The 20,926-nt window shown below is 71.5% G+C and carries 19 protein-coding genes, 2 tRNA genes and 1 pseudogene; 2 read left to right on the top strand and 20 right to left on the bottom strand.

Going from position 1 to position 20,926, the window contains the following annotated elements:
- The 4 genes and pseudogenes from ABZ641_RS09075 to ABZ641_RS09090 form a co-directional block, all read right to left on the bottom strand.
- Positions 1–337 (bottom strand): annotated as a pseudogene (locus tag ABZ641_RS09075) (hypothetical protein); the annotation flags it as partial.
- Between the two features lie 4 nt (positions 338–341).
- A complete protein-coding gene (locus ABZ641_RS09080) occupies positions 342–1,001 on the bottom strand; it encodes an aminodeoxychorismate/anthranilate synthase component II (protein WP_344623028.1) in 660 nt (219 codons plus the stop codon).
- 64 nt (positions 1,002–1,065) lie between these two features.
- A complete protein-coding gene (locus ABZ641_RS09085; RefSeq protein WP_344623027.1) occupies positions 1,066–1,233 on the bottom strand; it encodes a hypothetical protein in 168 nt (55 codons plus the stop codon).
- A gap of 79 nt (positions 1,234–1,312) precedes the next feature.
- Positions 1,313–2,071 (bottom strand): DUF881 domain-containing protein, encoded by a 759-nt coding sequence (locus tag ABZ641_RS09090; RefSeq protein ID WP_359980296.1) that lies wholly within the window; start codon positions 2,069–2,071, stop codon positions 1,313–1,315.
- Positions 2,072–2,236: 165 nt separating this feature from the next.
- Here ABZ641_RS09090 and crgA point away from each other — a divergent pair, with 165 nt between their 5' ends.
- On the top strand, positions 2,237–2,485 hold the full coding sequence (gene crgA / locus ABZ641_RS09095) for a cell division protein CrgA (protein ID WP_344623025.1): 249 nt from the start codon (positions 2,237–2,239) through the stop codon (positions 2,483–2,485).
- Positions 2,486–2,781: 296 nt separating this feature from the next.
- Here the strand turns inward: crgA and ABZ641_RS09100 are convergent, their stop codons facing one another.
- Together ABZ641_RS09100 and ABZ641_RS09105 are read right to left on the bottom strand one after the other, a co-directional pair.
- Positions 2,782–3,672 carry a rhomboid family intramembrane serine protease gene (locus ABZ641_RS09100; protein ID WP_359980299.1) on the bottom strand — a complete coding sequence of 297 codons (891 nt, stop codon included), beginning with the start codon at positions 3,670–3,672 and terminating at the stop codon, positions 2,782–2,784.
- Between the two features lie 81 nt (positions 3,673–3,753).
- Positions 3,754–4,278 carry a peptidylprolyl isomerase gene (locus tag ABZ641_RS09105; RefSeq protein WP_359980302.1) on the bottom strand — a complete coding sequence of 175 codons (525 nt, stop codon included), beginning with the start codon at positions 4,276–4,278 and terminating at the stop codon, positions 3,754–3,756.
- Positions 4,279–4,453: 175 nt separating this feature from the next.
- Here ABZ641_RS09105 and ABZ641_RS09110 point away from each other — a divergent pair, with 175 nt between their 5' ends.
- The gene (locus tag ABZ641_RS09110) at positions 4,454–5,311 is read left to right on the top strand and encodes a DUF5324 family protein (RefSeq protein ID WP_359980305.1); all 858 of its coding nucleotides are present in this window, start codon (positions 4,454–4,456) and stop codon (positions 5,309–5,311) included.
- An 87-nt stretch (positions 5,312–5,398) separates the two neighbouring features.
- On the opposite strand, the gene ABZ641_RS09115 is transcribed toward ABZ641_RS09110, so the two are convergent.
- The 14 genes from ABZ641_RS09115 to dnaA form a co-directional block, all read right to left on the bottom strand.
- Positions 5,399–5,471: transfer RNA gene (locus ABZ641_RS09115), tRNA-Ala, on the bottom strand.
- 130 nt (positions 5,472–5,601) lie between these two features.
- Positions 5,602–5,730: a DLW-39 family protein gene (locus ABZ641_RS09120; RefSeq protein WP_014137031.1), complete on the bottom strand. Its 129-nt coding sequence runs from the start codon at positions 5,728–5,730 to the stop codon at positions 5,602–5,604.
- Positions 5,731–5,892: 162 nt separating this feature from the next.
- Positions 5,893–6,201, bottom strand: coding sequence for a DUF6191 domain-containing protein (locus tag ABZ641_RS09125; RefSeq protein ID WP_359980327.1), 309 nt, complete (start codon positions 6,199–6,201; stop codon positions 5,893–5,895).
- A 105-nt stretch (positions 6,202–6,306) separates the two neighbouring features.
- Positions 6,307–6,879 (bottom strand): hypothetical protein, encoded by a 573-nt coding sequence (locus tag ABZ641_RS09130; RefSeq protein ID WP_359980308.1) that lies wholly within the window; start codon positions 6,877–6,879, stop codon positions 6,307–6,309.
- 524 nt (positions 6,880–7,403) lie between these two features.
- Positions 7,404–7,477: transfer RNA gene (locus ABZ641_RS09135), tRNA-Ile, on the bottom strand.
- A 16-nt stretch (positions 7,478–7,493) separates the two neighbouring features.
- Complete coding sequence (locus tag ABZ641_RS09140; protein WP_359980311.1) at positions 7,494–8,870, bottom strand: cyclopropane-fatty-acyl-phospholipid synthase family protein; 1,377 nt, start codon at positions 8,868–8,870, stop codon at positions 7,494–7,496.
- A 207-nt stretch (positions 8,871–9,077) separates the two neighbouring features.
- Positions 9,078–9,704 (bottom strand): DUF3566 domain-containing protein, encoded by a 627-nt coding sequence (locus ABZ641_RS09145; RefSeq protein WP_359980314.1) that lies wholly within the window; start codon positions 9,702–9,704, stop codon positions 9,078–9,080.
- 268 nt (positions 9,705–9,972) lie between these two features.
- A complete protein-coding gene (gene gyrA / locus ABZ641_RS09150) occupies positions 9,973–12,501 on the bottom strand; it encodes a DNA gyrase subunit A (protein WP_344623083.1) in 2,529 nt (842 codons plus the stop codon).
- 115 nt (positions 12,502–12,616) lie between these two features.
- Positions 12,617–14,617 carry a DNA topoisomerase (ATP-hydrolyzing) subunit B gene (gene gyrB / locus ABZ641_RS09155; protein ID WP_344623018.1) on the bottom strand — a complete coding sequence of 667 codons (2,001 nt, stop codon included), beginning with the start codon at positions 14,615–14,617 and terminating at the stop codon, positions 12,617–12,619.
- Between the two features lie 270 nt (positions 14,618–14,887).
- Positions 14,888–15,421, bottom strand: coding sequence for a DciA family protein (locus ABZ641_RS09160; RefSeq protein WP_344623017.1), 534 nt, complete (start codon positions 15,419–15,421; stop codon positions 14,888–14,890).
- A 105-nt stretch (positions 15,422–15,526) separates the two neighbouring features.
- Positions 15,527–16,660, bottom strand: a complete 1,134-nt coding sequence (gene recF, locus ABZ641_RS09165) for a DNA replication/repair protein RecF (RefSeq protein ID WP_359980317.1) — start codon at positions 16,658–16,660, stop codon at positions 15,527–15,529.
- A 29-nt stretch (positions 16,661–16,689) separates the two neighbouring features.
- Positions 16,690–17,565, bottom strand: a complete 876-nt coding sequence (gene gnd / locus ABZ641_RS09170) for a phosphogluconate dehydrogenase (NAD(+)-dependent, decarboxylating) (protein ID WP_359980319.1) — start codon at positions 17,563–17,565, stop codon at positions 16,690–16,692.
- Positions 17,566–17,736: 171 nt separating this feature from the next.
- Entirely contained in the window at positions 17,737–18,867 is a 1,131-nt protein-coding gene (dnaN, locus tag ABZ641_RS09175) for a DNA polymerase III subunit beta (RefSeq protein WP_359980321.1), read from the bottom strand.
- A gap of 976 nt (positions 18,868–19,843) precedes the next feature.
- Positions 19,844–20,926: chromosomal replication initiator protein DnaA (dnaA, locus tag ABZ641_RS09180; protein ID WP_359980324.1), on the bottom strand; the 1,083-nt coding region annotated here is incomplete at its 5' end.

The following is a 20,926-nucleotide window of genomic DNA, read 5'->3' on the forward strand; positions in this document are numbered from 1 at the left end:
GCCGGCCGGTGCCGGGGGCGCCCAGCCCGCTCGCCGCTCGGCGACGCTCGGCGCGGCCCCCGGGGACGGTGGGCACCGCAGGCGCCGCAGGCGCCGCGGACACGGCCGCCTCGGGCACCGTCCGCAGCTGCATCGTCCGGTCGTCGAACTGCGGGCCGCCGAACTGCGGTTCGGCCTGCCCGCCCGGCGCCGCGTCACGGTGGGACCCCGGCTGCTGCGAGGTCTGCTGCGGAGCCTGCTGCGGGAACGGCTGCGGCGGGTCGGCGGACTCGTAGACGCCCCAGTCGTCGGCCCCCCGACCCGGCTGACCGCCCCCCTCCGGGCGTACGGCGGTCACCGCGTCAGCTCCGGCCGATGACCGGGGCGAGCCCGCGGGACCGTCCGACCGCCTCCGGGAACCCGCATTCGGCGAGCCAGTTGGCCAGCATCCGGTGGCCGCCCTCGGTGAGCACCGACTCGGGGTGGAACTGGACGCCCTCGACGGGCAGCTCGCGGTGGCGCAGGCCCATGATCACGCCGCTCTCCGTCCGTGCGGTCACCACCAGGTCGTCCGGCACGGTGCCGGGCTCGACCGCCAGCGAGTGGTAGCGGGTCGCGGTCATCGGCGAGGGCAGGCCCTCGAAGACGCCGCCGTCCTCGTGCTCCACCAGCGAGGTCTTGCCGTGCAGCAGCTCGGGCGCGCGGCCCACCACGGCGCCGTAGGCCACGGCGATCGACTGCAGGCCGAGGCAGACGCCGAACACCGGCAGGCCGGTCGAGGCGCAGTGGTGCACCATCTCGACGCAGACGCCGGCCTCCTCCGGGGTGCCGGGACCCGGGGAGAGCAGCACCCCGTCGAAGCCCCCGTCCCCGGCGCGGCGCACGGCGTGCTCAACGGTCACCTCGTCGTTGCGCACCACCTCGCAGGTGGCGCCCAGCTGGTACAGGTACTGGACGAGGTTGAAGACGAAGCTGTCGTAGTTGTCGACCACGAGGATCCGGGGCGAGCCTGCGGAGCTCATGCGTGCTTCTCCTGGGGTGGGTCCGGGGTGCGGATCGGGCAAGGGACGGGGGAACGGCGGCCGGTCAGCCGGTGCCGCTCTCCACCGTGACGTCGCCGAAGGGCAGCAGCGGTTCGGCCCACGGGAAGACGTACCTGAACAGGACGTAGACCGCCCCGAGGACGAGCAACAGCGAGATGATCGCGCGGACCGGGGTGTTCCCCGGCAGGTGGCGCCAGAGCCAGCCGTACATCGAGCTCCTCGGATTGGGGTCGGGGACCAGATTAGACGCCGTACCGCCGGGGCACGCCGTCCGTCGCCTTCCGCACCCCCTAACGAGCGGCCTGGGCCGAGAGATCCACCGAGCCCTGGTAGCCCGGGACGGTGAGGTCGCCGCTCTCCTGGACCTTCCAGCCGAGCCCGTAGGCGGCGACGTACTGCAGGTAGTTCTTGATGGCCGGGTCGGCGTCCACCGCCGAGCGCAGGGCGTCCGTCCTGCCGACCGCCCGGATCACGTACGGCGGGGAGTAGACCCGGCCCTGCAGCAGCAGGGTGTTGCCGACGCAGCGCACCGCGCTGGTGGCGATCAACCGCTGGTCCATGACCTGGATGCCCTCGGCGCCGCCCCGCCAGAGCGCGTTGACCACGGCCTGGATGTCCTGCTGGTGGATGACCAGGTCGTTGACGCCGGGGTCGGGCACGCCGGGGATGCGGGCGGTGGCGTTGGGCGGGGCGTCGTTGAGGGTGACGGTGAGGCCGGGGCCGCGCAGCGGCTCCAGTCCGGCCGTCCGCTCCAGCGCGTCCAGGTGCGCGGTGTCGGCCGGGTCCTGGCTCTGGTCGCCGGCCAGCCGGTCGACCTGGTCGTGCAGGCCGCCGATCTGCGCCTGGATCTGCTGGTTCTGGGTGCTGCGCTGCTGTATGACGTCGCTGAGCCGCAGCAGGGAGTCGTCGGTGCGCAGGTCGGTGCCCTGGGCGGTACGGGCGCTGATGTAGAAGAGCAGACCGGCCAGCGCGAAAACGGTGCAGGTCAGGGCACGGCCGACAATTCGGATGCGCGAGGGGCGGCGAACTGCCGGAGAAGGGGGAATCATGGAATTAGGCACCGTACCCTTATCTCCTTCAGACCCGGCGAACCACTACGCTAACGGACGCCGGTGGCATGTGCGGAGCACGTCTCCCGCTACGGACCGCCCCACACAGCCGCCGCGCTCCGCTGCACACCGCGCGGTCACAGCGCATCGACAGGAGAGCCCCTCGTGCCGAAGTCCCGAGTCCGGAAGAAGGCCGACTACACGCCGCCGGCCACCACCGCCGTGAAGATCAGCTCCGGCCGCGGCTGGGTCGCCCCGCTGATGCTGGCGTTCTTCCTCATCGGTCTGGTGTGGATCGTCACCTACTACGTGACGAGCGGCGACTGGCCGGTCGGCAGCTGGGGCAACTGGAACATCCTGGTCGGTTTCGGCTTCATCGCGGCGGGATTCGGCGTCTCGACGCAGTGGAAGTAGCAGCGCGGCGCATCCGTTCCGCCTGTCGCCGCCCCGGTCCGCCCGGGGCGGCGTTTCGCTGCCCGCCGTCCAGGCGATCGTACGTTTATCCACACGGTTATCCACACTGGGGAAAACTCGCCCCGGCCTGTGGATAACCTGTTCGCGTTTCCCTGCCGGGCCACGGCCCGCATTCCGCGGAACCATGAATTCACCAAGGGGGACGCGCGTAGACCCGGCGAGTGAACAGCGGTGGTGGAACGAGCTGTGCACAACCCGCCGTGCGCTGTGGACAACGACCCGTTCCACGGCCGTCCTCAGGCCCCCAGGCGGGCCGTCTCCACCACGACCATCAGCACCACCACGGCCAGCACGCCGGCCACCGTCAGCCCCTGGACGAGGTTCCGGCGGGCCCGCGGCGCGTACATCAGCCCCGCGCCGGTGACCGCGCCGGCGATCAGCCCGCCGACGTGCGCCCGCCAGTCGATCGCCGACACCGAGAAGGTGATCACCAGGTTGAACACCAGCAGGGCGATCACCGGCCCGAGCGGCGTCCGGGTCACCCGGAACAGCACCGCCGTGGCGCCCAGCAGCCCGAAGATCGCCCCGGACGCACCCACCGAGTAGACGTTGCCCCCGGTCACCACGTACGCGAAGGCGTTCCCCGCCAGGCCGGACAGCAGGTACAGCGCCAGGTAGCGCACCCGTCCCAGCACCCGCTCCAGCTGGGGACCGAGCACCCAGAGCGAGACCATGTTCATCAGGATGTGGAACGGCCCGGCGTGCACGAAGACCGCGGTGGCCAGCCTGTACCACTCCCCGGGCCCCTCGGCGACGCCGAAGCGCACCGGGAAAGCCCCGGCGTGCGTTCCGCTGAGCATCGCCAGCCGGACGCCCCACTCCGGGCTGAGGTACTCCGTCACCAGGAAGACCAGCGCGTTGACCGCGATCAGCGCCTTGGTGACCAGCGCGCCGTCCGTCACCGGGAGCCCGCCGAAGAGGGTCCTGGCCGGCCGCCGCTCCGCGGCCTCGCCGCGCACGCACTCGGGGCAGTGGAACCCGACCGAGGCGCTCACCATGCAGTCCGGACAGATCGGCCGGCCGCAGCGGGAGCACCCCACCCCGGTCTCCCGCTCGGGGTGCTGGTAGCAGCCCGGCAGCGGCGCCGGCCCCTCCGGCTGCGGACGTACGGGCTCGTCCGGAAGCATCCGGGATTCCCTCCTCGTGACAGGTCCCGGCGGCCGCCCTGCGCGGGCACCACCAGGACCGTCCAGGCTACTGCCGGCGGCTCAGCGCCGGGTGATCTCCACCGACTCGATCACCACGGGCCGCAGCGGGCGGTCGTCGCCGTCGGTCGCCACGGCGGCGATCCTCTTCACGACCTCCCGGGCCGCCGGGTCGGTGACCTCGCCGAAGATCGTGTGCTTGCGGGTCAGCCGGGTGGCCGGCGCGACCGTGATGAAGAACTGCGAGCCGTTGGTGCCCGGGCCGGCGTTGGCCATGGCGAGCAGGAACGGCTTGGTGAACGCCAGCTCCGGGTGGAACTCGTCAGCGAACGCGTAGCCGGGGCCGCCGGTGCCGGCGCCCAGCGGGTCGCCGCCCTGGATCATGAAGCCGTCGATCACCCGGTGGAAGACGGTGCCGTCGTAGAGCGGCCTCGCCACCTTCTCGCCGGACTCCGGGTCCACCCACTCGCGGGTGCCCTCCGCCAGCTCGACGAAGTTCGCCACCGTCCGCGGGGCGTGGAAGGGGAAGAGGTCGACCACGATGTCGCCCTGGTCCGTCCTCAGGGTCGCCGTGCGCACGTGGGCCACGACCGTCCTCCTTCGTTCCGGGTGTCACCCCGGGTCGCTCCGGTCACTCGGCACCGGAATCATCCCACGGGCCCCGCGGACGGCCCAGCCCGGCGTGCCCCCCGCCGTAACGGGATGCATGATCTCGAAAGAGGTGGAAATGTGCATACCGGACGCCACCGAAGAGGAGAAGCCCGTGACCCGTCTGGACTCAGCGCGCGAGAACGCCGGCTGGAACAAGGAAGCCGCCGCCGCTTACGCCGCCACTGCCAAGGACGCCGCGCTCCACTACGCGGACGAGGCCAGGCAGCGGTTCGGCCCGGCCGTCGAGGCGCTCGGGCCGAAGGCCGCGGCGGCCGGTGCACAGGCCCGCAGCAGCGCCACCCAGGCCGCGCAGGCGGCCCGCGTTCAGTACGCCAAGCACGTCGCTCCGCAGTTGGAGCAAGCCTTCCTCTCGCTGCCCCCGGGCGCGCAGCAGAGCACCCTGAAGGCCGTCCACCGCGCCCAGGAGGCGGCGCTGGCCGCCAAGATCAACGCAACGAAGGCCGCCGGGCAGGCCAAGGCCACCCTCGGCCCCAAGGTCACCGACGCGTACAGCGGCGCCAGGGCCACCGTGGTCCCGGTCGCCCAGGAGGCCCAGGTCCGCGGCGCCGCGGCGCTCACCGCGCTGCAGGGCCACGTGACCGCCTCCGAGATCAGCGAGCTGGCCGCCAAGAACATCAAGAAGGAGAACCGCAGCGGCTGGGCGACCGGCCTCGCGGTCGGCGGCGTCGTCGCGATCGGCGCCGGCGTCTGCGCCTGGCAGTGGTGGCGCAAGCAGAACAACCCCGAGTGGCTGGTCGAGCCCCCGGCGGGCGCGCACAACGGCACCGGCACCCACACCGCCGACCGGCCCGCCGACACCGGCACCACGGCTGCGGACGCCCCGGTCAACGGCTCCGTCCCGCACGACCAGCAGCAGGGCGGCGACACCACTCCGAAGCCCACCCCGCCGCCGCCGAACCGACCGGACGCCGACCGGCCCAAGCCGCACGACCCGCGCAAGCCGCACTGACGAGACACCGGACTGACACCGGGGATCCGGCCCCGGGAACGACGATCGGCCGCCGACCTGATTCCAGGTCAGCGGCCGATCCGTGTGTGGAGCTTAGGAGATTCGAACTCCTGACATCTGCCATGCAAAGACAGCGCTCTACCAACTGAGCTAAAGCCCCAGCAACAGTGCGCGAAGAGCCGTGCACTGCGCACTAGCGTACCCGCTCCCGACGGAAATCTTGAGCGGGCCGCCGACAGCGGCCCCGGCCGGGCAGGCCGGACCGGGACCGACGAAGATCGTCCAGGGTCTCAGCGACCGGCCGGGACCGGGTCGGTGGCCTCGGTCCACAGGTCCTGCTCGGCGCGGTCCGCCTGGACCTGACGGTAGACAAAGAAGCCGCCGAGGGCGACCAGGGCGACCAGGAGAAGCTTCTTCACCGCGGGACCTCGTCCTTCTTGCAGATCGGATGTACGAGCATCAAGGGCGGTCGGGCCGACAGACCGCCCTGCGGCCGATGATACACACCGGTAACCCGCTTCCGAGCGGCCCGCCACCGCGTCCAACGCCGCTCTCCCCGTGCCCGATTGACGCGACGGCTCCTAGCGGCGGCCGTCGGCGCCCGAACGGGCGGACAGCACCGCGGTGCCGCGCTGCAGGTCGACGCCGCCGCGGGGCGGGGCCCCGTCGCCCTCCTCGTCGCGGAGCATCAGCGTGGTGCCGCGCTGCTTCAGCTCGTGCTGCTTGCCCGCGGCGAACTGGGCGTGCAGCTGCTCGAACCCGGTGGCGGAGACCTGGCCCTCCCGGCCGGCACCGCGCCACGGCAGCCGTCCGGCCCGGCGTGCGCGCAGGGCCAGCTGGTCCACCGCGGCCAGGGCCACCAGGGCACACACCAGCCCGGGCAGGCTCATCGCCCAGAAGATCGCCACACCGACCGCCTCCCGTCCCGGGCCCTTGTCCGTCGGCACCAGCCTGGCGGGCCCGGAACGAAAGGTCCAGGGACGTGGATCACCCGGTCAGCGGCCGAAGCTCCACCTGCGTGGCCGAACGGCACCGAGCCGACCGAGGCCGCGGCGGAGCTCGGCGACGTCCTCACGGAGCTCGCGCAGGTCGTGGGCGACCTCGCAGAGCCGGGCGCTCATCGCCCGCACCACGGCGCGGTCGGCGAGCACCATCCGCTCGCAGACCGCGAGCCGGTCGCCGACCTCGCCGGCCAGGATCCACTGCTCGGCGGCGGTGAGGAAGGCATCACGGCCGATCGGCACGGCGGCCGCCTCCTCGACGTCGAGCAGGTGCGACCGCACCTGCCGGGCGACGTGGCTGTCGCGCAGCAGCATGGCCACGTCGAGCACCGCCCGGCGCGGATAGAGCTCCGCGCGCCATCCCCCATTCGAGTTAGGCTGCAACTTGCAGCCGGGCGTGACCTGGGCTTTTGCATTCCTGCGGACGACCTTCAGGCCGTTGTCCACAAGCTCGGCCCGATGCCTGTGGACAACCGCGTTGATCGCACGCTCGCCGACCTCGAAACAGTCGGCGACCATCCGGGTCGTGATGTGCAGCCCGTCGGGCAGCAGGACGAGCGCCTTCACGCGGTCGAGCGCCTCGACCCGGTCGCATGTGCTGCGGCGGAGAGCCGGGGATTCGAGCAGGGCAGCTTCCCGGACACGGATACGCCTCCGGAAACGGAGTGGATGGTGGACCGCCCCGTCACCCCGGGCCGGGGGCATGGTCTTCCGCCGGCAGGAGCGGAGGTCGCATCACGTCCACGGATCCAATGACCGGTTCCGTCGCCCGGCGATCCCCGACTTCACAGCGGTTTCGAGTCGCCCAACCCCGAGGTGCCTCCGCGCACCCGGTCCAACGAGCGGTGAGCGCGCTGCGTCACGCCGGTCCACCGTCGGCTCGGGCGGCAAGGTGAGGAGCCCGCCCGTCCATGATGTGAGGCGGCCGTTGGCAGGCCCTCCGCGAACCGGCCCGCCCCTCTGCCTGTGGGGTGGGCACGGCACAGCCGTTCTCCGGCCCGGTCGGGCTGATTCGCCGTCGGCGTGGCGTGGTGGCGTAACGGGCAAACAGAAGGGCCCGGATGACGAGTCATCCGGGCCCTTCTGGCAGGTGGGGCTAACAGGACTTGAACCTGTGGCCTCTTCCTTATCAGGGAAGCGCTCTAACCGTCTGAGCTATAGCCCCTTGCCGCACTGAAAGATTAGCGGACCGACGGCCGATCTCCCAAATCCGTATCGGCCGGATGCTCCGATCGGTGCCGGTCGGAGCTGTGGCGGGCCTCGGCGAGCCACTGCTCACGGGTGGCGGGGAGGCCGCTGGCGCCGGCCTCGGTGGTGCGGACGGCGAGCACCTGGTTGATGCCGATGCGGTTCTCCTCGAAGGCGACGGCCGAGGCGGCCATGTACAGCCGCCACACCCGGGCACGGCCGCGGCCGGCCAGCTGGGCCGCCGTCTGCCAGTGCGCCTCCAGGTTGGCCACCCACTCGCGCAGGGTCAGTGCGTAGTGCTCGCGCAGCGACTCGACGTCCCGGACCTCGAAGCCGGCCTCCTCCAGGAGGGAGACGGTGCTGCCCACCGGCGCGAGCTCGCCGTCGGGGAAGACGTACCGGTTGATGAAGGGGCTGGGGACGTAGGGCTCGCCGGGGCGGTCGGGGCGGCGGGAGATCTGGTGGTTGAGCAGCCGGCCGCCGGGGGTGAGCAGCCCGTACAGGCCGCGGGCGTATCCGAGGTACTGGACGGCGCCGACGTGCTCGGCCATGCCGACGCTGGAGATCGCGTCGAAGGGGCCGTCGGGGATCTCCCGGTAGTCCTGCAGCCGGACCTCGATCCGGTCCGCGAGACCGGCGTCGGCGACCCGGCGGCGCGCGTACTCCACCTGCTCGGCGGAGATGGAGACGCCCACCGCGCTGACGCCGTAGTGCCGGGCGGCGTGCAGCAGCAGGGAGCCCCAGCCGCAGCCCACGTCGAGCAGCCGCAGGCCGGGCCGCAGCCCCAGCTTGCGGCAGATCAGGTCGAGCTTGGCCTCCTGGGCGGCCTCCAGGCTCTTCGCCCCGGGCGTCCAGTACGCGCACGAGTAGACCATGCTGGGGCCGAGGACGAGCCCGTAGAAGTCGTTGCCGACGTCGTAGTGGTGGCTGATGGCCTCGCGGTCCCGGCGGCGGCTGTGGGCGCGCCCGTGGCCCTTGGGGACCTCCTCCGGCGGGGGAGCGGGCTGCGGGCCCACGGCGCCCGTCACGAGGGCGGTGCGCAGGGCGCGCCGCCCGGGGCGCGACAGGACGTCGGCGAGGCCTGGCCGGTGCACGTCGGTGCGCTCGGAGAACCGGCCGACGGCGGAGAGCACCTCGTAGAGGTCGGTGTCCGGGGCGGTGTCGATGTCCCCGGAGACGTAGGCGCGGGCGAGGCCGAGCTCACCCGGATGCCAGAGCAGGCGGCGCAGGGCGCGCCGGTTGCGCAGGACGAGTCCGGGGGCGCCGGGCGGGCCGGCGGTGCTGCCGTCCCAGGCCGTCAGGCGCACCGGGATCCGGGCACCGAGCAGTGACTCCACCGCACCGACCAGCTCCGTCGCGACCTCGGCCATCAGACACCTCCGAGCAGCCATACCGGACAGTCCGGGCGCCCCCGGCACCGCCACAGCCAACCGCCGCCCGGGGCCGCGGGGCCGTCCGGCACGCCGGGGCGGTGGCGCTGTCACCCGGATGCCAGCGGGCCCCGACAGCTGCAACAGCCGTCGGGGCCCGCGTTGTTCCCGGGAACTGACCCGATGTCAGTGATCTGGGGGTGGTGGTCAGTCCTCCTCGGCGAGGGTCAGCTCGACACCGCCGGTGAAGCCGGCCGCGGTGTTGTAGATGAACGCCGAGAGGGTGGCGAGCGCGGTCATCAGCACGACGTCGATGATGGCGATCAGCGTGGTGAAGACCATCACCCGGCCGAAGCCGATGTACTCCATGAGGTCGAAGCCGCCGGAGGTGTCCGAGCCGGTGACGTCCTTGAGCGTGCTGGTCAGCGAGTCGAAGACGCCGAGCGCGTTGAGGACGATCCACAGCACGGCGGAGGCCACGATGATGACCACGCCGACGGCCAGCGACAGCAGGAAGCTGACCTTCATGACCGACCACGGGTCGGCCTTGATCACCCGCAGCCGGGCCTTGCGGACGCGGCCGCCGGCACCGGCACCGGCGGCGGAGCCGGGGCTGCCGGAGGGCCGGCGCGCGGCCGGGGCGGACTGCGCCGCCGCGCCGGGGACGCGGGTTCCGCGGGCCGGCGTGGGCTGGCCCTTGGAGTACGTGGTCGGCTGCGAGTAGCCGCCCGACGAGGGCGGGGCGCTGGGGGCCGGCGGAGTGCCGCCGCCCGCGGCGAAGCCGCCGCCGGTGCCGCCGGAGCCGGGCTGGCCGGCGGAGGCGACGGGGGGCATCAGCGAGGTGGAAGCGGCCGGGTGCTCGGCCGGAGGCTGCGGTACGCCGCTGTAGGGCGTTCCGCCCTGCGCGGCACCCGGAGCTCCGCCCGCGGCACCTCCCGCTCCGCCCGTGGCTCCACTCACCCTGGTCCTCCCGCCGTTCCTTCCCGGGAGGCCGCCGCCGCCCGGTCATCGTCTGTCGGCCGGCCCCGGCCAGGTGGGCCGGCGCCGGTCGGCGGCCGGCGCGCCCCTCGGGGAGGGCTGCGCCGGCCGCCCGGACGTGCGGTCAGGCCTGGTCGGCCGTGCCGTCCGCCGTCGTCGTGTCCGCGGCGGCCTGGGCCTCGTCGGCCTCGCCCTCCGCGGTGTCCTCGTCCTCCGCCTCCGCGTTGCGGGCCATGCCCACGACCGCGTCGCGCTTTCCGAGGTTGATCAGTTGGACGCCCATGGTGTCACGTCCGGTTTCACGGACCTCGGAAACCCTCGTCCGGATCACGCCGCCCGAGAGGGTGATGGCCATGATCTCGTCGGTCTCCTCGACGACCAGGGCCCCGACCAGCGAGCCCCGGCCCTCGACGATCTTCGCCGCCTTGATGCCGAAGCCTCCGCGTCCCTGGACACGGTACTCGTCGACCGACGTGCGCTTGGCGTAGCCGCCGTCGGTGGCCGTGAACACGAAGGTACCCGGCCGGATCACGTTCATCGAGAGGAGTTCGTCGTCCTCGCGGAAGGCCATGCCCTTCACGCCGGAGGTGGCGCGGCTCATCGGGCGCAGCGCCTCGTCCGTCGCGGTGAACCGGATCGACTGGGCCTTGCGGGAGATCAGCAGCAGGTCGTCGTCGGCGGAGACCAGCTCGGCGCCGATCAGCTCGTCGTCCCGGCCCTCGTCGTCCTGGCGCAGGTTGATCGCGATCAGGCCGCCGGAACGGGGGGAGTCGTAGTCCTTCAGCGCGGACTTCTTGACCAGGCCGGCCCGGGTGGCGAGGACCAGGTACGGCTTGTCCTCGTAGGTGCGCACCGCCATGACCTGGGCGATGTGCTCCTCGGGCTGGAAGGCGAGCAGGTTGGCGACGTGCTGGCCGCGGGCGTCGCGGCCGGCGTCCGGCAGCTCGTAGCCCTTGGCCCGGTAGACCCGGCCCTTGTTGGTGAAGAACAGGATCCAGTTGTGGGTCGTCGTCACGAAGAAGTGGTCGACGATGTCGTCCTGCTTCAGCTGGGCGCCGCGGACGCCCTTGCCGCCGCGCTTCTGCGAGCGGTAGAGGTCGGAGCGGGTGCGCTTGACGTAGCCGCCGCGGGTGATGGTGACGACGATGTCCTCCTCGGCGATGAGGTCCTCGATGGAGAGGTCGCCGTCGGAGGGGATGAGGGTGGAGCGCCGCTCGTCGCCGTACTTCTCGACGATCGCGGTGAGCTCCTCGGAGACGATCCCGCGCTGGCGGACGGGGGAGGCGAGGATCTGGTTGTACTCGTTGATCTTCGCCTGCAGCTCGTCGTGCTCGCTGAGGATGCGGGCGCTCTCCAGGGCGGCGAGGCGGCGCAGCTGCATCTCGAGGATGGCGTTGGCCTGGAGCTCGTCGATCTGGAGCAGGCCCATCAGGCCGGTGCGGGCGGCGTCGGCGCTCTCCGAGGCCCGGATGAGGGCGATGACCGCGTCGATCTGGTCGAGGGCCTTGAGCAGCGCGCGCAGGATGTGGGCGCGCTCCTCGGCCTTGCGCAGCCGGAAGGTCGTCCGGCGGACGATGACCTCGATCTGGTGGGCGACCCAGTGCCGGATGAAGGCGTCCAGCGAGAGGGTGCGCGGCACGCCGTCGACCAGGGCGAGCATGTTGGCGCCGAAGTTGGTCTGCAGGTCGGTGTGCTTGTACAGGTTGTTGAGCACGACCTTGGCGACCGCGTCCCGCTTGAGCACGATGACCAGGCGCTGGCCGGTGCGCGAGGAGGACTCGTCGCGGACGTCCGCGATGCCGGCGATCTTGCCGTCCTTGACCAGGTCGGCGATCTTCAGCGCGAGGTTGTCCGGGTTGACCTGGTAGGGCAGCTCGGTGATGACCAGGCACTGGCGGCCCTGGATCTCCTCGACCTCGACGACCGCGCGCATGGTGATCGAGCCGCGGCCGGTGCGGTACGCGTCCTCGATGCCGCGGCGGCCGACGATCAGCGCGCCGGTCGGGAAGTCGGGGCCCTTGATCCGCTCGATCAGGGCCTCCAGCAGCTCCTCGTTGGAGGCCTCGGGGTGCTCCAGGGCCCACAGGGCACCGGAGGCGACCTCGCGGAGGTTGTGCGGCGGGATGTTGGTGGCCATGCCGACCGCGATGCCGGTGGCACCGTTGATCAGCAGGTTGGGGATGCGCGAGGGCAGGACGGTCGGCTCCTGCGAGCGGCCGTCGTAGTTGGAGGCGAAGTCGACGGTCTCCTCGTCGATGTCGCGCATCATCTCCATGGCCAGCGGCATCATCTTGCACTCGGTGTAGCGCATCGCCGCGGCCGGGTCGTTGCCCGGGGAGCCGAAGTTGCCGTTGCCGTCGACCAGCGGCATCCGCATCGACCACGTCTGGGCGAGGCGCACCAGGGTGTCGTAGATCGACGAGTCGCCGTGCGGGTGGTAGTTGCCCATGACGTCGCCGACGACGCGGGCGCACTTGTAGTAGCCCTTCTCGGGGCGGTAGCCGCCGTCGTACATCGCGTAGAGCACGCGCCGGTGCACCGGCTTGAGGCCGTCGCGGACCTCGGGCAGGGCCCGGCTCACGATGACGCTCATCGCGTAGTCGAGGTACGAGCGCTGCATCTCCGTCTCGAGCTCGATCGGCTCGATCCGCAGGGTGCCCTGGGCCTCGGTGTTCTCCGGAGTCTCGTCGCCGTCCGGACGGTTGTCGTCGACCACTGGTGGTCAGTTTCCTTTCACGCGTGACTGGTCCGTGGGATCCCGGTGGGGATCACACGTCCAGGAAGCGGACGTCCTTGGCGTTGCGCTGGATGAAGGAGCGGCGGGCCTCGACGTCCTCGCCCATCAGGACGGAGAACAGGTCGTCGGCCCGGGCGGCGTCCTCCAGGGTCACCTGCAGCAGCAGGCGGTGCGCCGGGTCCATGGTGGTGATCCGCAGCTCCTCGGCGTTCATCTCGCCGAGACCCTTGAAGCGCTGGATGGCGTCGTCCTTGGGCAGGCGGCGGCCGGCCTCGACGCCGGCCGCGATCACGGCGTCGCGCTCGCGGTCGGAGTAGGCGTACTCGAAGTCGTCCTTGCCCCACTTGATCTTGTACAGCGGGGGCATCGCCAGGTACACGTACCCGGCCTCGACCAGCGGCCGCATGAAGCGGAACAGCAGGGTGAGCAGCAGGGTGCGGATGTGCTGGCCGTCGACGTCGGCGTCGGCCATCAGGACGATCTTGTGGTACCGCAGCTTCTCGGCGTCGTAGTCCTCCTGGATGCCGCAGCCGAAGGCCGAGATCAGCGCCTGGACCTCGGTGTTCTGCAGCACCTTGTCGATCCGCGCCTTCTCGACGTTGAGGATCTTGCCGCGGATCGGGAGGATCGCCTGGGTGCGGGGGTCGCGGCCCTGCTTGGCCGAGCCGCCGGCCGAGTCGCCCTCGACGATGAAGATCTCGCACTCCGCCGCGTCCTTGGACTGGCAGTCGGAGAGCTTGCCCGGCAGCGAGGCGGTCTCCAGCAGGCCCTTGCGGCGCGTCAGGTCGCGGGCCTTGCGGGCGGCGACCCGGGCGCTGGCGGCCTGGATGGACTTGCGGATGATGTCCGCGGCCTCGTTGGGGTTGCGGTCCAGCCAGTCGGCGAGGTGCTCGTTGACGACCTTCTGCACGAAGGTCTTGGCCTCGGTGTTGCCGAGCTTGTCCTTGGTCTGGCCCTCGAACTGCGGCTCGCCGAGCTTGACCGAGATGATCGCGGTCAGACCCTCGCGGATGTCCTCGCCGGAGAGGTTGTCGTCCTTCTCGCGGAGCAGCTTCTTGTCGCGGGCGTACCGGTTCATCAGACCGGTCAGCGCGGCGCGGAAGCCCTCCTCGTGGGTGCCGCCGCCGTGGGTGTGGATGGTGTTGGCGAAGGAGTACACGCCCTCGCTGTACGAGGCGTTCCACTGCATGGCGACCTCGACGGAGATCGTCCGGTCCTTGTCCTCGGCCTCGAAGGAGATGACCGAGGGGTGGACGACCTCGCCCTTGCGGGAGTTGAGGTGCGCGACGAAGTCGGCGATGCCGCCGTCGTAGCGGTAGGTGACGGAGAGCGGGTTGCCCTCGTCGTCGGAGTGCTCGGGGCGCTCGTCGGTCAGCGAGATGGTCAGGCCCTTGTTGAGGAAGGCCATCTCCTGGAAGCGGCGGGAGAGCGTCTCGAAGGAGTAGACGGTGGTCTCGAAGATGTCGCCGTCGGCCCAGAACGTGACGCTGGTGCCGGTGCGCTCGGTGGCCTCGTGCCGGTCGAGCGGCGCGGTCGGCGCACCCATCTTGTAGTCCTGGGTCCAGCGGTGGCCGTCGGTGTGGATCTCGACCGCCAGACGCGTCGACAGCGCGTTGACGACCGAGACGCCGACGCCGTGCAGACCGCCGGAGACGGCGTAGCCGCCGCCGCCGAACTTGCCGCCCGCGTGCAGCACGGTGAGGACGACCTCGACGGCGGGCTTCTCCTGCCCCGGCACGATGCCGACGGGGATGCCGCGGCCGTTGTCGACGACCCGGACGGCACCGTCGGCCAGGATCGTCACGCCGATGGTGTCCGCGTGCCCGGCCAGTGCCTCGTCGACGGAGTTGTCCACGACCTCGTAGACGAGGTGGTGCAGGCCGCGCTCACCGGTCGAGCCGATGTACATGCCCGGGCGCTTGCGGACGGCGTCCAGACCCTCCAGCACCTGGATGGCGTTGGCGTCGTAGGACTTCCCGGTCGCGGGGTCGATGGATTCATTGGTCTGGCTGGGATTGCCGGAATCGGCCACGAAGCGCCCTCTCTGGCACAGCGCGGGCCGCACCCCGCCCCTTCGTCGGGCGGGTCTGCGACCACGGCGTTTCGACTCGGTTGCTGCGAGCAACAGCGTTTGCTCTTCAGTCTACCGGTACGACTGACAGAGACGGGCGTTTGGCAGCCCCTGAGGGCAGATGTGCCGCCCTGAATCCCCTCCGCACATGTCCCGATACTCGCCAGGGGGGCTCAGGGCCCCTGGACGGGCCGCCAGCCGTTCCGGATCCGTTCACTCCGGGTGATGCCGTCAGCCCCAGGTGTCGCCCGGCCCGCGGCTGCCCGGCGCACGCAGCCGGCCGTAGCCGCGCTTGGGGGCGTCCGGCCCCAGAACCTTGATCACCCGTACCGTGCCGTGCCCCAGCTCGTGGTTCAAGCGAGCCACCAACTGGCGCGCCAGAAGCCGCAGTTGGGTGGCCCATGCGGTGGAGTCGCACTGCACGGTGAGCACCGCCGCGGCCTCCTCGAACTGCTTGGGCACACAGTGCGCCGCGATGTCCGGTCCGACGATCTGCGGCCAGCGGCCCATCACCCCGCCGACCGCCGCCGGCGCCTCCCAACCCCGCTCCGTGATCAGACGGTTCAGCGCGGCCCCCAGCGGAACCGGATCGCGGCCGTCCGCCCGCGCCCCGCTGCGCAGCCCGTGCCGCTTGGCCTCGCGCTTCTCCCGGACCTGCTCGCCGCGCCGGCGCGCCTGCTCCTTGGCCGCCCGCAGCGCCACCCGGGCCAGGTCGACCCCGGACGGATCGGCCTGCCCGGCCCCCTGCGGCGGCGTCTCGCCCATGCGCGGCTCTCCCTCGTCGCGGCAACACTGAGCCTTCCAGGGTACGCACCGGCCCGCCTACGAGGACGCGCGCGGGCCCGCCCGCACGCCCGGGAGGGCCCGGAACTAGGGGTCGAGCCGGGCCACCGTGCCCTCGGAGACGGCGTAGCGCGCGCCGGTCAGGGCCTTCGGGACGTCCTCCGGGACGGCCGCGGTCACCAGCACCTGCTCGCCGCCGGCCACCAGCTCCGCCAGCCGGTCGCGGCGCCGCGCGTCCAGCTCGGCGAAGACGTCGTCCAGGATCAGCACCGGCTCGCCGCCGTCCGCCTTCAACAACTCGTACGAGGCCAGCCGCAGCGCCAGCGCGAACGACCAGGACTCGCCGTGGCTGGCGTACCCCTTGGCCGGCAGCGGGCCGAGCCGCAGCACCAGCTCGTCCCGGTGCGGACCGACCAGGGTCAGCCCCCGGTCGACCTCCTGCTTGCGCATCTCCTGCAGCGCGGCGAGCAACTGCTCCTCCGCCTGCTCCCGGCTGGTGGGCAGCGCCCCCTCGAAGGAGCTGCGGTACTCCAGCACCGTCTCGCCGCCGCCCGGCGCGAGCTGCCGGTACGCCTGGGCGACCAGCGGCTGCAGCGCACCGACCAGTTGCAGCCGGAAGGCGGTCAGCTCCGCGCCGGCCCGGGCCAGGTGGCCGTCCCAGACCTCCAGGGTGGAGAGGTCCGCGCCCTTGCCGCCGCCCGCCCGGCGGGCCATCGCCGCCGTCTTCAGCAGGGCGTTGCGCTGCTTCAGCACCCGCTCGTAGTCCTGCCGAACCCCGGCGAGCCGGGGGGCGCGTGCGGTCAGCAGCTCGTCCAGGAAGCGTCGCCGCTCCCCCGGGTCGCCCTTCACCAGGGCGAGGTCCTCGGGGGCGAACAGCACCGTCCGCAGCAGCCCCAGCACGTCGCGCGGCCGGACGTTGTCCGAGCGGTTGATCCGCGCCCGGTTGGCCTTGCCCGGGGTGATCTCCAGTTCGACCAGGGTGGGCCGCTGCTCGCGCACGATCGAGCAGCGGACGACCGCCCGCTCGGCCCCCAGCCGGATCAACGGGGCGTCGGTGGCCACCCGGTGGCTGCCGAGCGTCGCCACGTAGCCGACCGCCTCGACGAGGTTGGTCTTGCCCTGGCCGTTGGGCCCCACGAACGCGGTGACGCCCGGGTCGAGGGGCACCTCGACCCGGGCGTAGGAACGGAAGTCGGCGAGCGACAGATGCGCGACATGCATGGTGGTGGACTGCGCCCGCCTTCCGTGGACTACTTCGACTCGACCGCGTGGCCGCCGAACTGGTTGCGCAGGGCGGCGATCATCTTCATCTGCGGCGAGTCATCCTGCCGCGAGGCGAAGCGGGCGAACAGCGAGGCGGTGATCGCCGGCAGCGGCACCGCGTGGTCGATCGCGGCCTCGACCGTCCAGCGGCCCTCGCCGGAGTCCGCCGCCCAGCCCTTGAGCTTGGCGAGGTGCTCGTCGTCGTCCAGCGCCCGGACGGCCAGGTCCAGCAGCCAGGAGCGGATGACCGTGCCCTCCTGCCAGGAGCGGAAGACCTCGCGCACGTCGGTGACCTCGGGGGCCGCCTCCAGCAGCTCCCAGCCCTCGGCGAAGGCCTGCATCATCGCGTACTCGATGCCGTTGTGGACCATCTTCGCGAAGTGGCCGGCGCCGGCCTTGCCCGCGTGCACCGAGCCGAAGTCGCCCTCGGGCTTCAGCGCGTCGAAGATCGGCTTGACCCGCTCGACGTGCTCGGCGTCGCCGCCGTACATGAGCGCGTAGCCGTTCTCCAGGCCCCAGACACCGCCGGAGACGCCGCAGTCGACGAAGCCGATGCCCTTGGCGGCCAGCAGCTCGGCGTGCTTGACGTCGTCCGTCCAGCGGGAGTTGCCGCCGTCGACCACCACGTCACCGGGCGCGAGGAGCTCCGCGAGCTGCTCCACCGTCTCCTGGGTCGGACCGCCGGCCGGCACCATCACCCACACCACGCGCGGGCCGTGCAGCTTCTCGATGAGCTCCTGGAGGCTGTCGACGTCCGCGAGGTCCGGGTTCCGGTCGAAGCCGATGACGGTGTGGCCGGCGCGGCGGATGCGCTCGCGCATGTTGCCGCCCATCTTGCCGAGACCGATGAGGCCGAGCTCCATGACAAGTCCTTCACTGTGGTTTCGTGCCGAGACGGCGGCGCCGTTGCCGCGCTGCCCTGAGCCTACGCCGCCCAGGGGCGAGGCCCCGCCGGTCGCAGCCGACCGGGCGAGGCCTCGTCGTCCACAGGGTGTGGACCGGGTGCGCCCGCCTGTGGACGGCGGGCGCAGCGGTCAGCCGGAGAGCCGGACCGGCATGATCAGGTACTGGTACGCCTCGTCCGCCTCGGAGTCCACCGCGGGCTTGCCGCTGAGCAGCGCCGGCTTGGTCGGCGTGGTGAAGCTCAGCTGGGCGAAGGCGGAGTCGATGGCCTTGAGGCCCTCCTCCAGGTAGCCCGGGTTGAACGCGATCGAGATGTCGTCGCCCTCGAGGTCGGCGTCGATCCGCTCGGTGGCCTGCGCGTCGTCGCCGGAGCCGGCCTCCAGCGTCAGCACGCCCTGCTCGAAGCTGAGCCGGACCGGGGTGTTGCGCTCGGCCACCAGGGAGACGCGCTTGAGCGCCTCCAGGAACGGCTGGGTCTGGATCGCGGCGACGGCCGAGAACTCCGTCGGGAACAGGCTGCGGAACTTCGGGAACTCCCCCTCCAGCAGCCGGGTGGTGGTGCGGCGGCCGGCGCCCTCGAAGCCGATCAGGCCCTCGCCCGCACCGCCGGAGGCGAGCGCGATGGAGACCGTGTCGCCGCTGCCGAGGGACTTGGCGATGTCCTGCAGGGTCTTGGCGGGCACCAGGGCGACCGCGCTGATGTCCGGCTGCTCGGGCTTCCACAGCAGCTCGCGGACGGCGAAGCGGTACCGGTCGGTGGCGGCCAGGGTGATCCGGTCGCCCTCGATCTCGACCCGGACGCCGGTCAGCACCGGGAGGGTGTCGTCCCGCCCGGCGGCGACGGCGGCCTGGCTGACGGCGGAGGCGAAGACGTCGCCGGAGACCGTGCCGGTGGCGGTCGGCATCGCCGGCAGGGCCGGGTACTCGTCGACCGGGAGGGTCGGCAGGGTGAACCGGGAGCTGCCGCAGACCACGCTGACCCGCATGCCGTCGGTGGAGATCTCCACCGGCCGGTTCGGCAGGTTGCGGGAGATGTCGTTGAGCAGGCGGCCGGAGACCAGGACGGTGCCGGCCTCCTCGACGTCCGCCTCCAGCTCGACCCTGGCCGAGACCTCGTAGTCGAAGCCGGAGAGGGCCAGGGAGCCCTCCTGGGCCGTCAGCAGCAGGCCGGCCAGCACCGGCACCGGCGGCCGCGCCGGGAGGCTGCGAGCAGCCCAGGCCACCGCCTCCGCGAGGACATCACGCTCCACCCGGAACTTCACCGGTAACCGCCTCCTGGCTCACTGCTGTGCGCTGCGCGCTCGATCGTCTCGGTGCACTGGGCCGCCCGGCGCAACCGCGCGGCTTCCAGTTGCCGAGGACAGTCTGACGTACTCCACCGACAGACGGAGCAGATGGGCGGAAGCAACCCGAACAGGTGTCGGGATCGCGTTGTCCACAGATTTTGGCCCGCCCCCCTGTTGATCAAGCTCAGGGGTCTCTATGTGTAGTGGTAGTAGTAGGGCCTGTGGAAACCGTGGATAACCCTGTTTCCACAGGTCAGGGCCGATATTTTGTCCACAGTCGCTGTGGACGGCCGCTGTGGACAACCGGGCCCCGCTGTGGACAACCGAGAGTTACCCACAGGGCACGCTGAGTATCCACAGGTTATCCCCAGGACTGTCCCCAGATGATGCCCCGGTTATCCACGGGTGTCGAGCAACATCACGTGACGCCTTTCACACCTGGGGGTGAACATCTGCGCCGAGTTGTCGAACTGTGGATACAGCTGTGGAGAACCTGGGGAAAACCGTCGACTCCCTGGGGACAACCGGTGGACAACCTGATCGGCCGACTGGCGGAGCGTCAACTTTCCACACCCTGTGGATAACCGTTGTGCACAAGTCCACAGCCACCTGACCTGCAGGGAAGAGCGTAGCCCGGATGCCCCTGTGGACGAATTCTGGATAACTCGGCGCCCCGGCCCCTGTGGACGGGGGAAAACCCGGCCGTCCTGTGGATTGCAGCGCCCCGCGGCCGCCCCGTTCGAATTTCTGGACGCGCGTTCCATTCGGCGCATTTCCCGCCCCTCGCGCCGTCCGGTGGATGCTGCCCCGGCGCGGCGGCGTCCACACCTGCCGTACGACCCCGTCCGGCGCCCGTGCCGGGCCGGCCCCGGGGACGGCGAGGGCCCCGCCGACGGTGCGTCGACGGGGCCCTGGAACGCCCGGCTGTCGCCCCGCGGGGCGACTCGGGGGATCAGCTCTTGATGCGGTTGGTCAGCTCGGTGACCTGGTTGTAGATCGACCGGCGCTCGGCCATCAGCGAGCGGATCTTCCGGTCTGCGTGCATCACCGTGGTGTGGTCGCGCCCGCCGAACTGCGCGCCGATCTTCGGCAGCGAAAGGTCCGTCAGTTCGCGGCAGAGGTACATGGCGATCTGGCGCGCCGTCACCAGCACCCGGCTGCGGGAGGATCCGCAGAGGTCGTCGACGCCGAGGCCGAAGTAGGCGGCCGTCTGCTGCATGATCACCTGCGCGGTGATCTCCGGCCCGGCGTCCTCGTCGCCGCCCGGGATCAGGTCCTTGAGGACGATCCCGGCCAGCTCCAGGTCGACCGGGGCCCGGTTGAGGTTGGCGAAGGCCGTGACCCGGATCAGCGCGCCCTCCAGCTCGCGGATGTTCCGGGTGATCCGGGAGGCGATGAACTCCAGCACGTCGGCCGGGGCGTTCAGCTGCTCCTGGATCGCCTTCTTGCGCAGGATCGCGATCCGGGTCTCCAGCTCCGGCGGGGTGACGTCGGTGATCAGCCCCCACTCGAAGCGGTTGCGCAGCCGGTCCTCCAGCGTGATCAGCTGCTTGGGCGGCCGGTCGGACGACAGCACGATCTGCTTGTTGGCGTTGTGCAGGGTGTTGAAGGTGTGGAAGAACTCCTCCTGCGTGGACTCCTTGCTCGCCAGGAACTGGACGTCGTCCACCAGCAGGATGTCCATGTCCCGGTACCGCTTGCGGAACGCGTCCGCCTTGCCGTCCCGGATCGAGTTGATGAACTCGTTGGTGAACTCCTCGGAGCTCACGTACCGCACCCGCGTGCCGGGGAAGAGGCTGCGCGAGTAGTGGCCGATGGCGTGCAGCAGGTGCGTCTTGCCGAGGCCGGACTCGCCGTAGATGAACAGCGGGTTGTAGGCCTTCGCGGGTGCCTCGGCCACGGCGACCGCGGCCGCGTGCGCGAAGCGGTTGCTCGCGCCGATGACGAAGGTGTCGAAGAGGTACTTGGGGTTCAGCCGGGCCGGCGGCAGCCGTGTCGACCACCTGCTACGTGGGGAACGTCTGCCTCTACGACG

The organism is Kitasatospora sp. NPDC007106 (assembly GCF_040634455.1).
Classification (GTDB): Bacteria; Actinomycetota; Actinomycetes; order Streptomycetales; family Streptomycetaceae; genus Kitasatospora; species Kitasatospora arboriphila.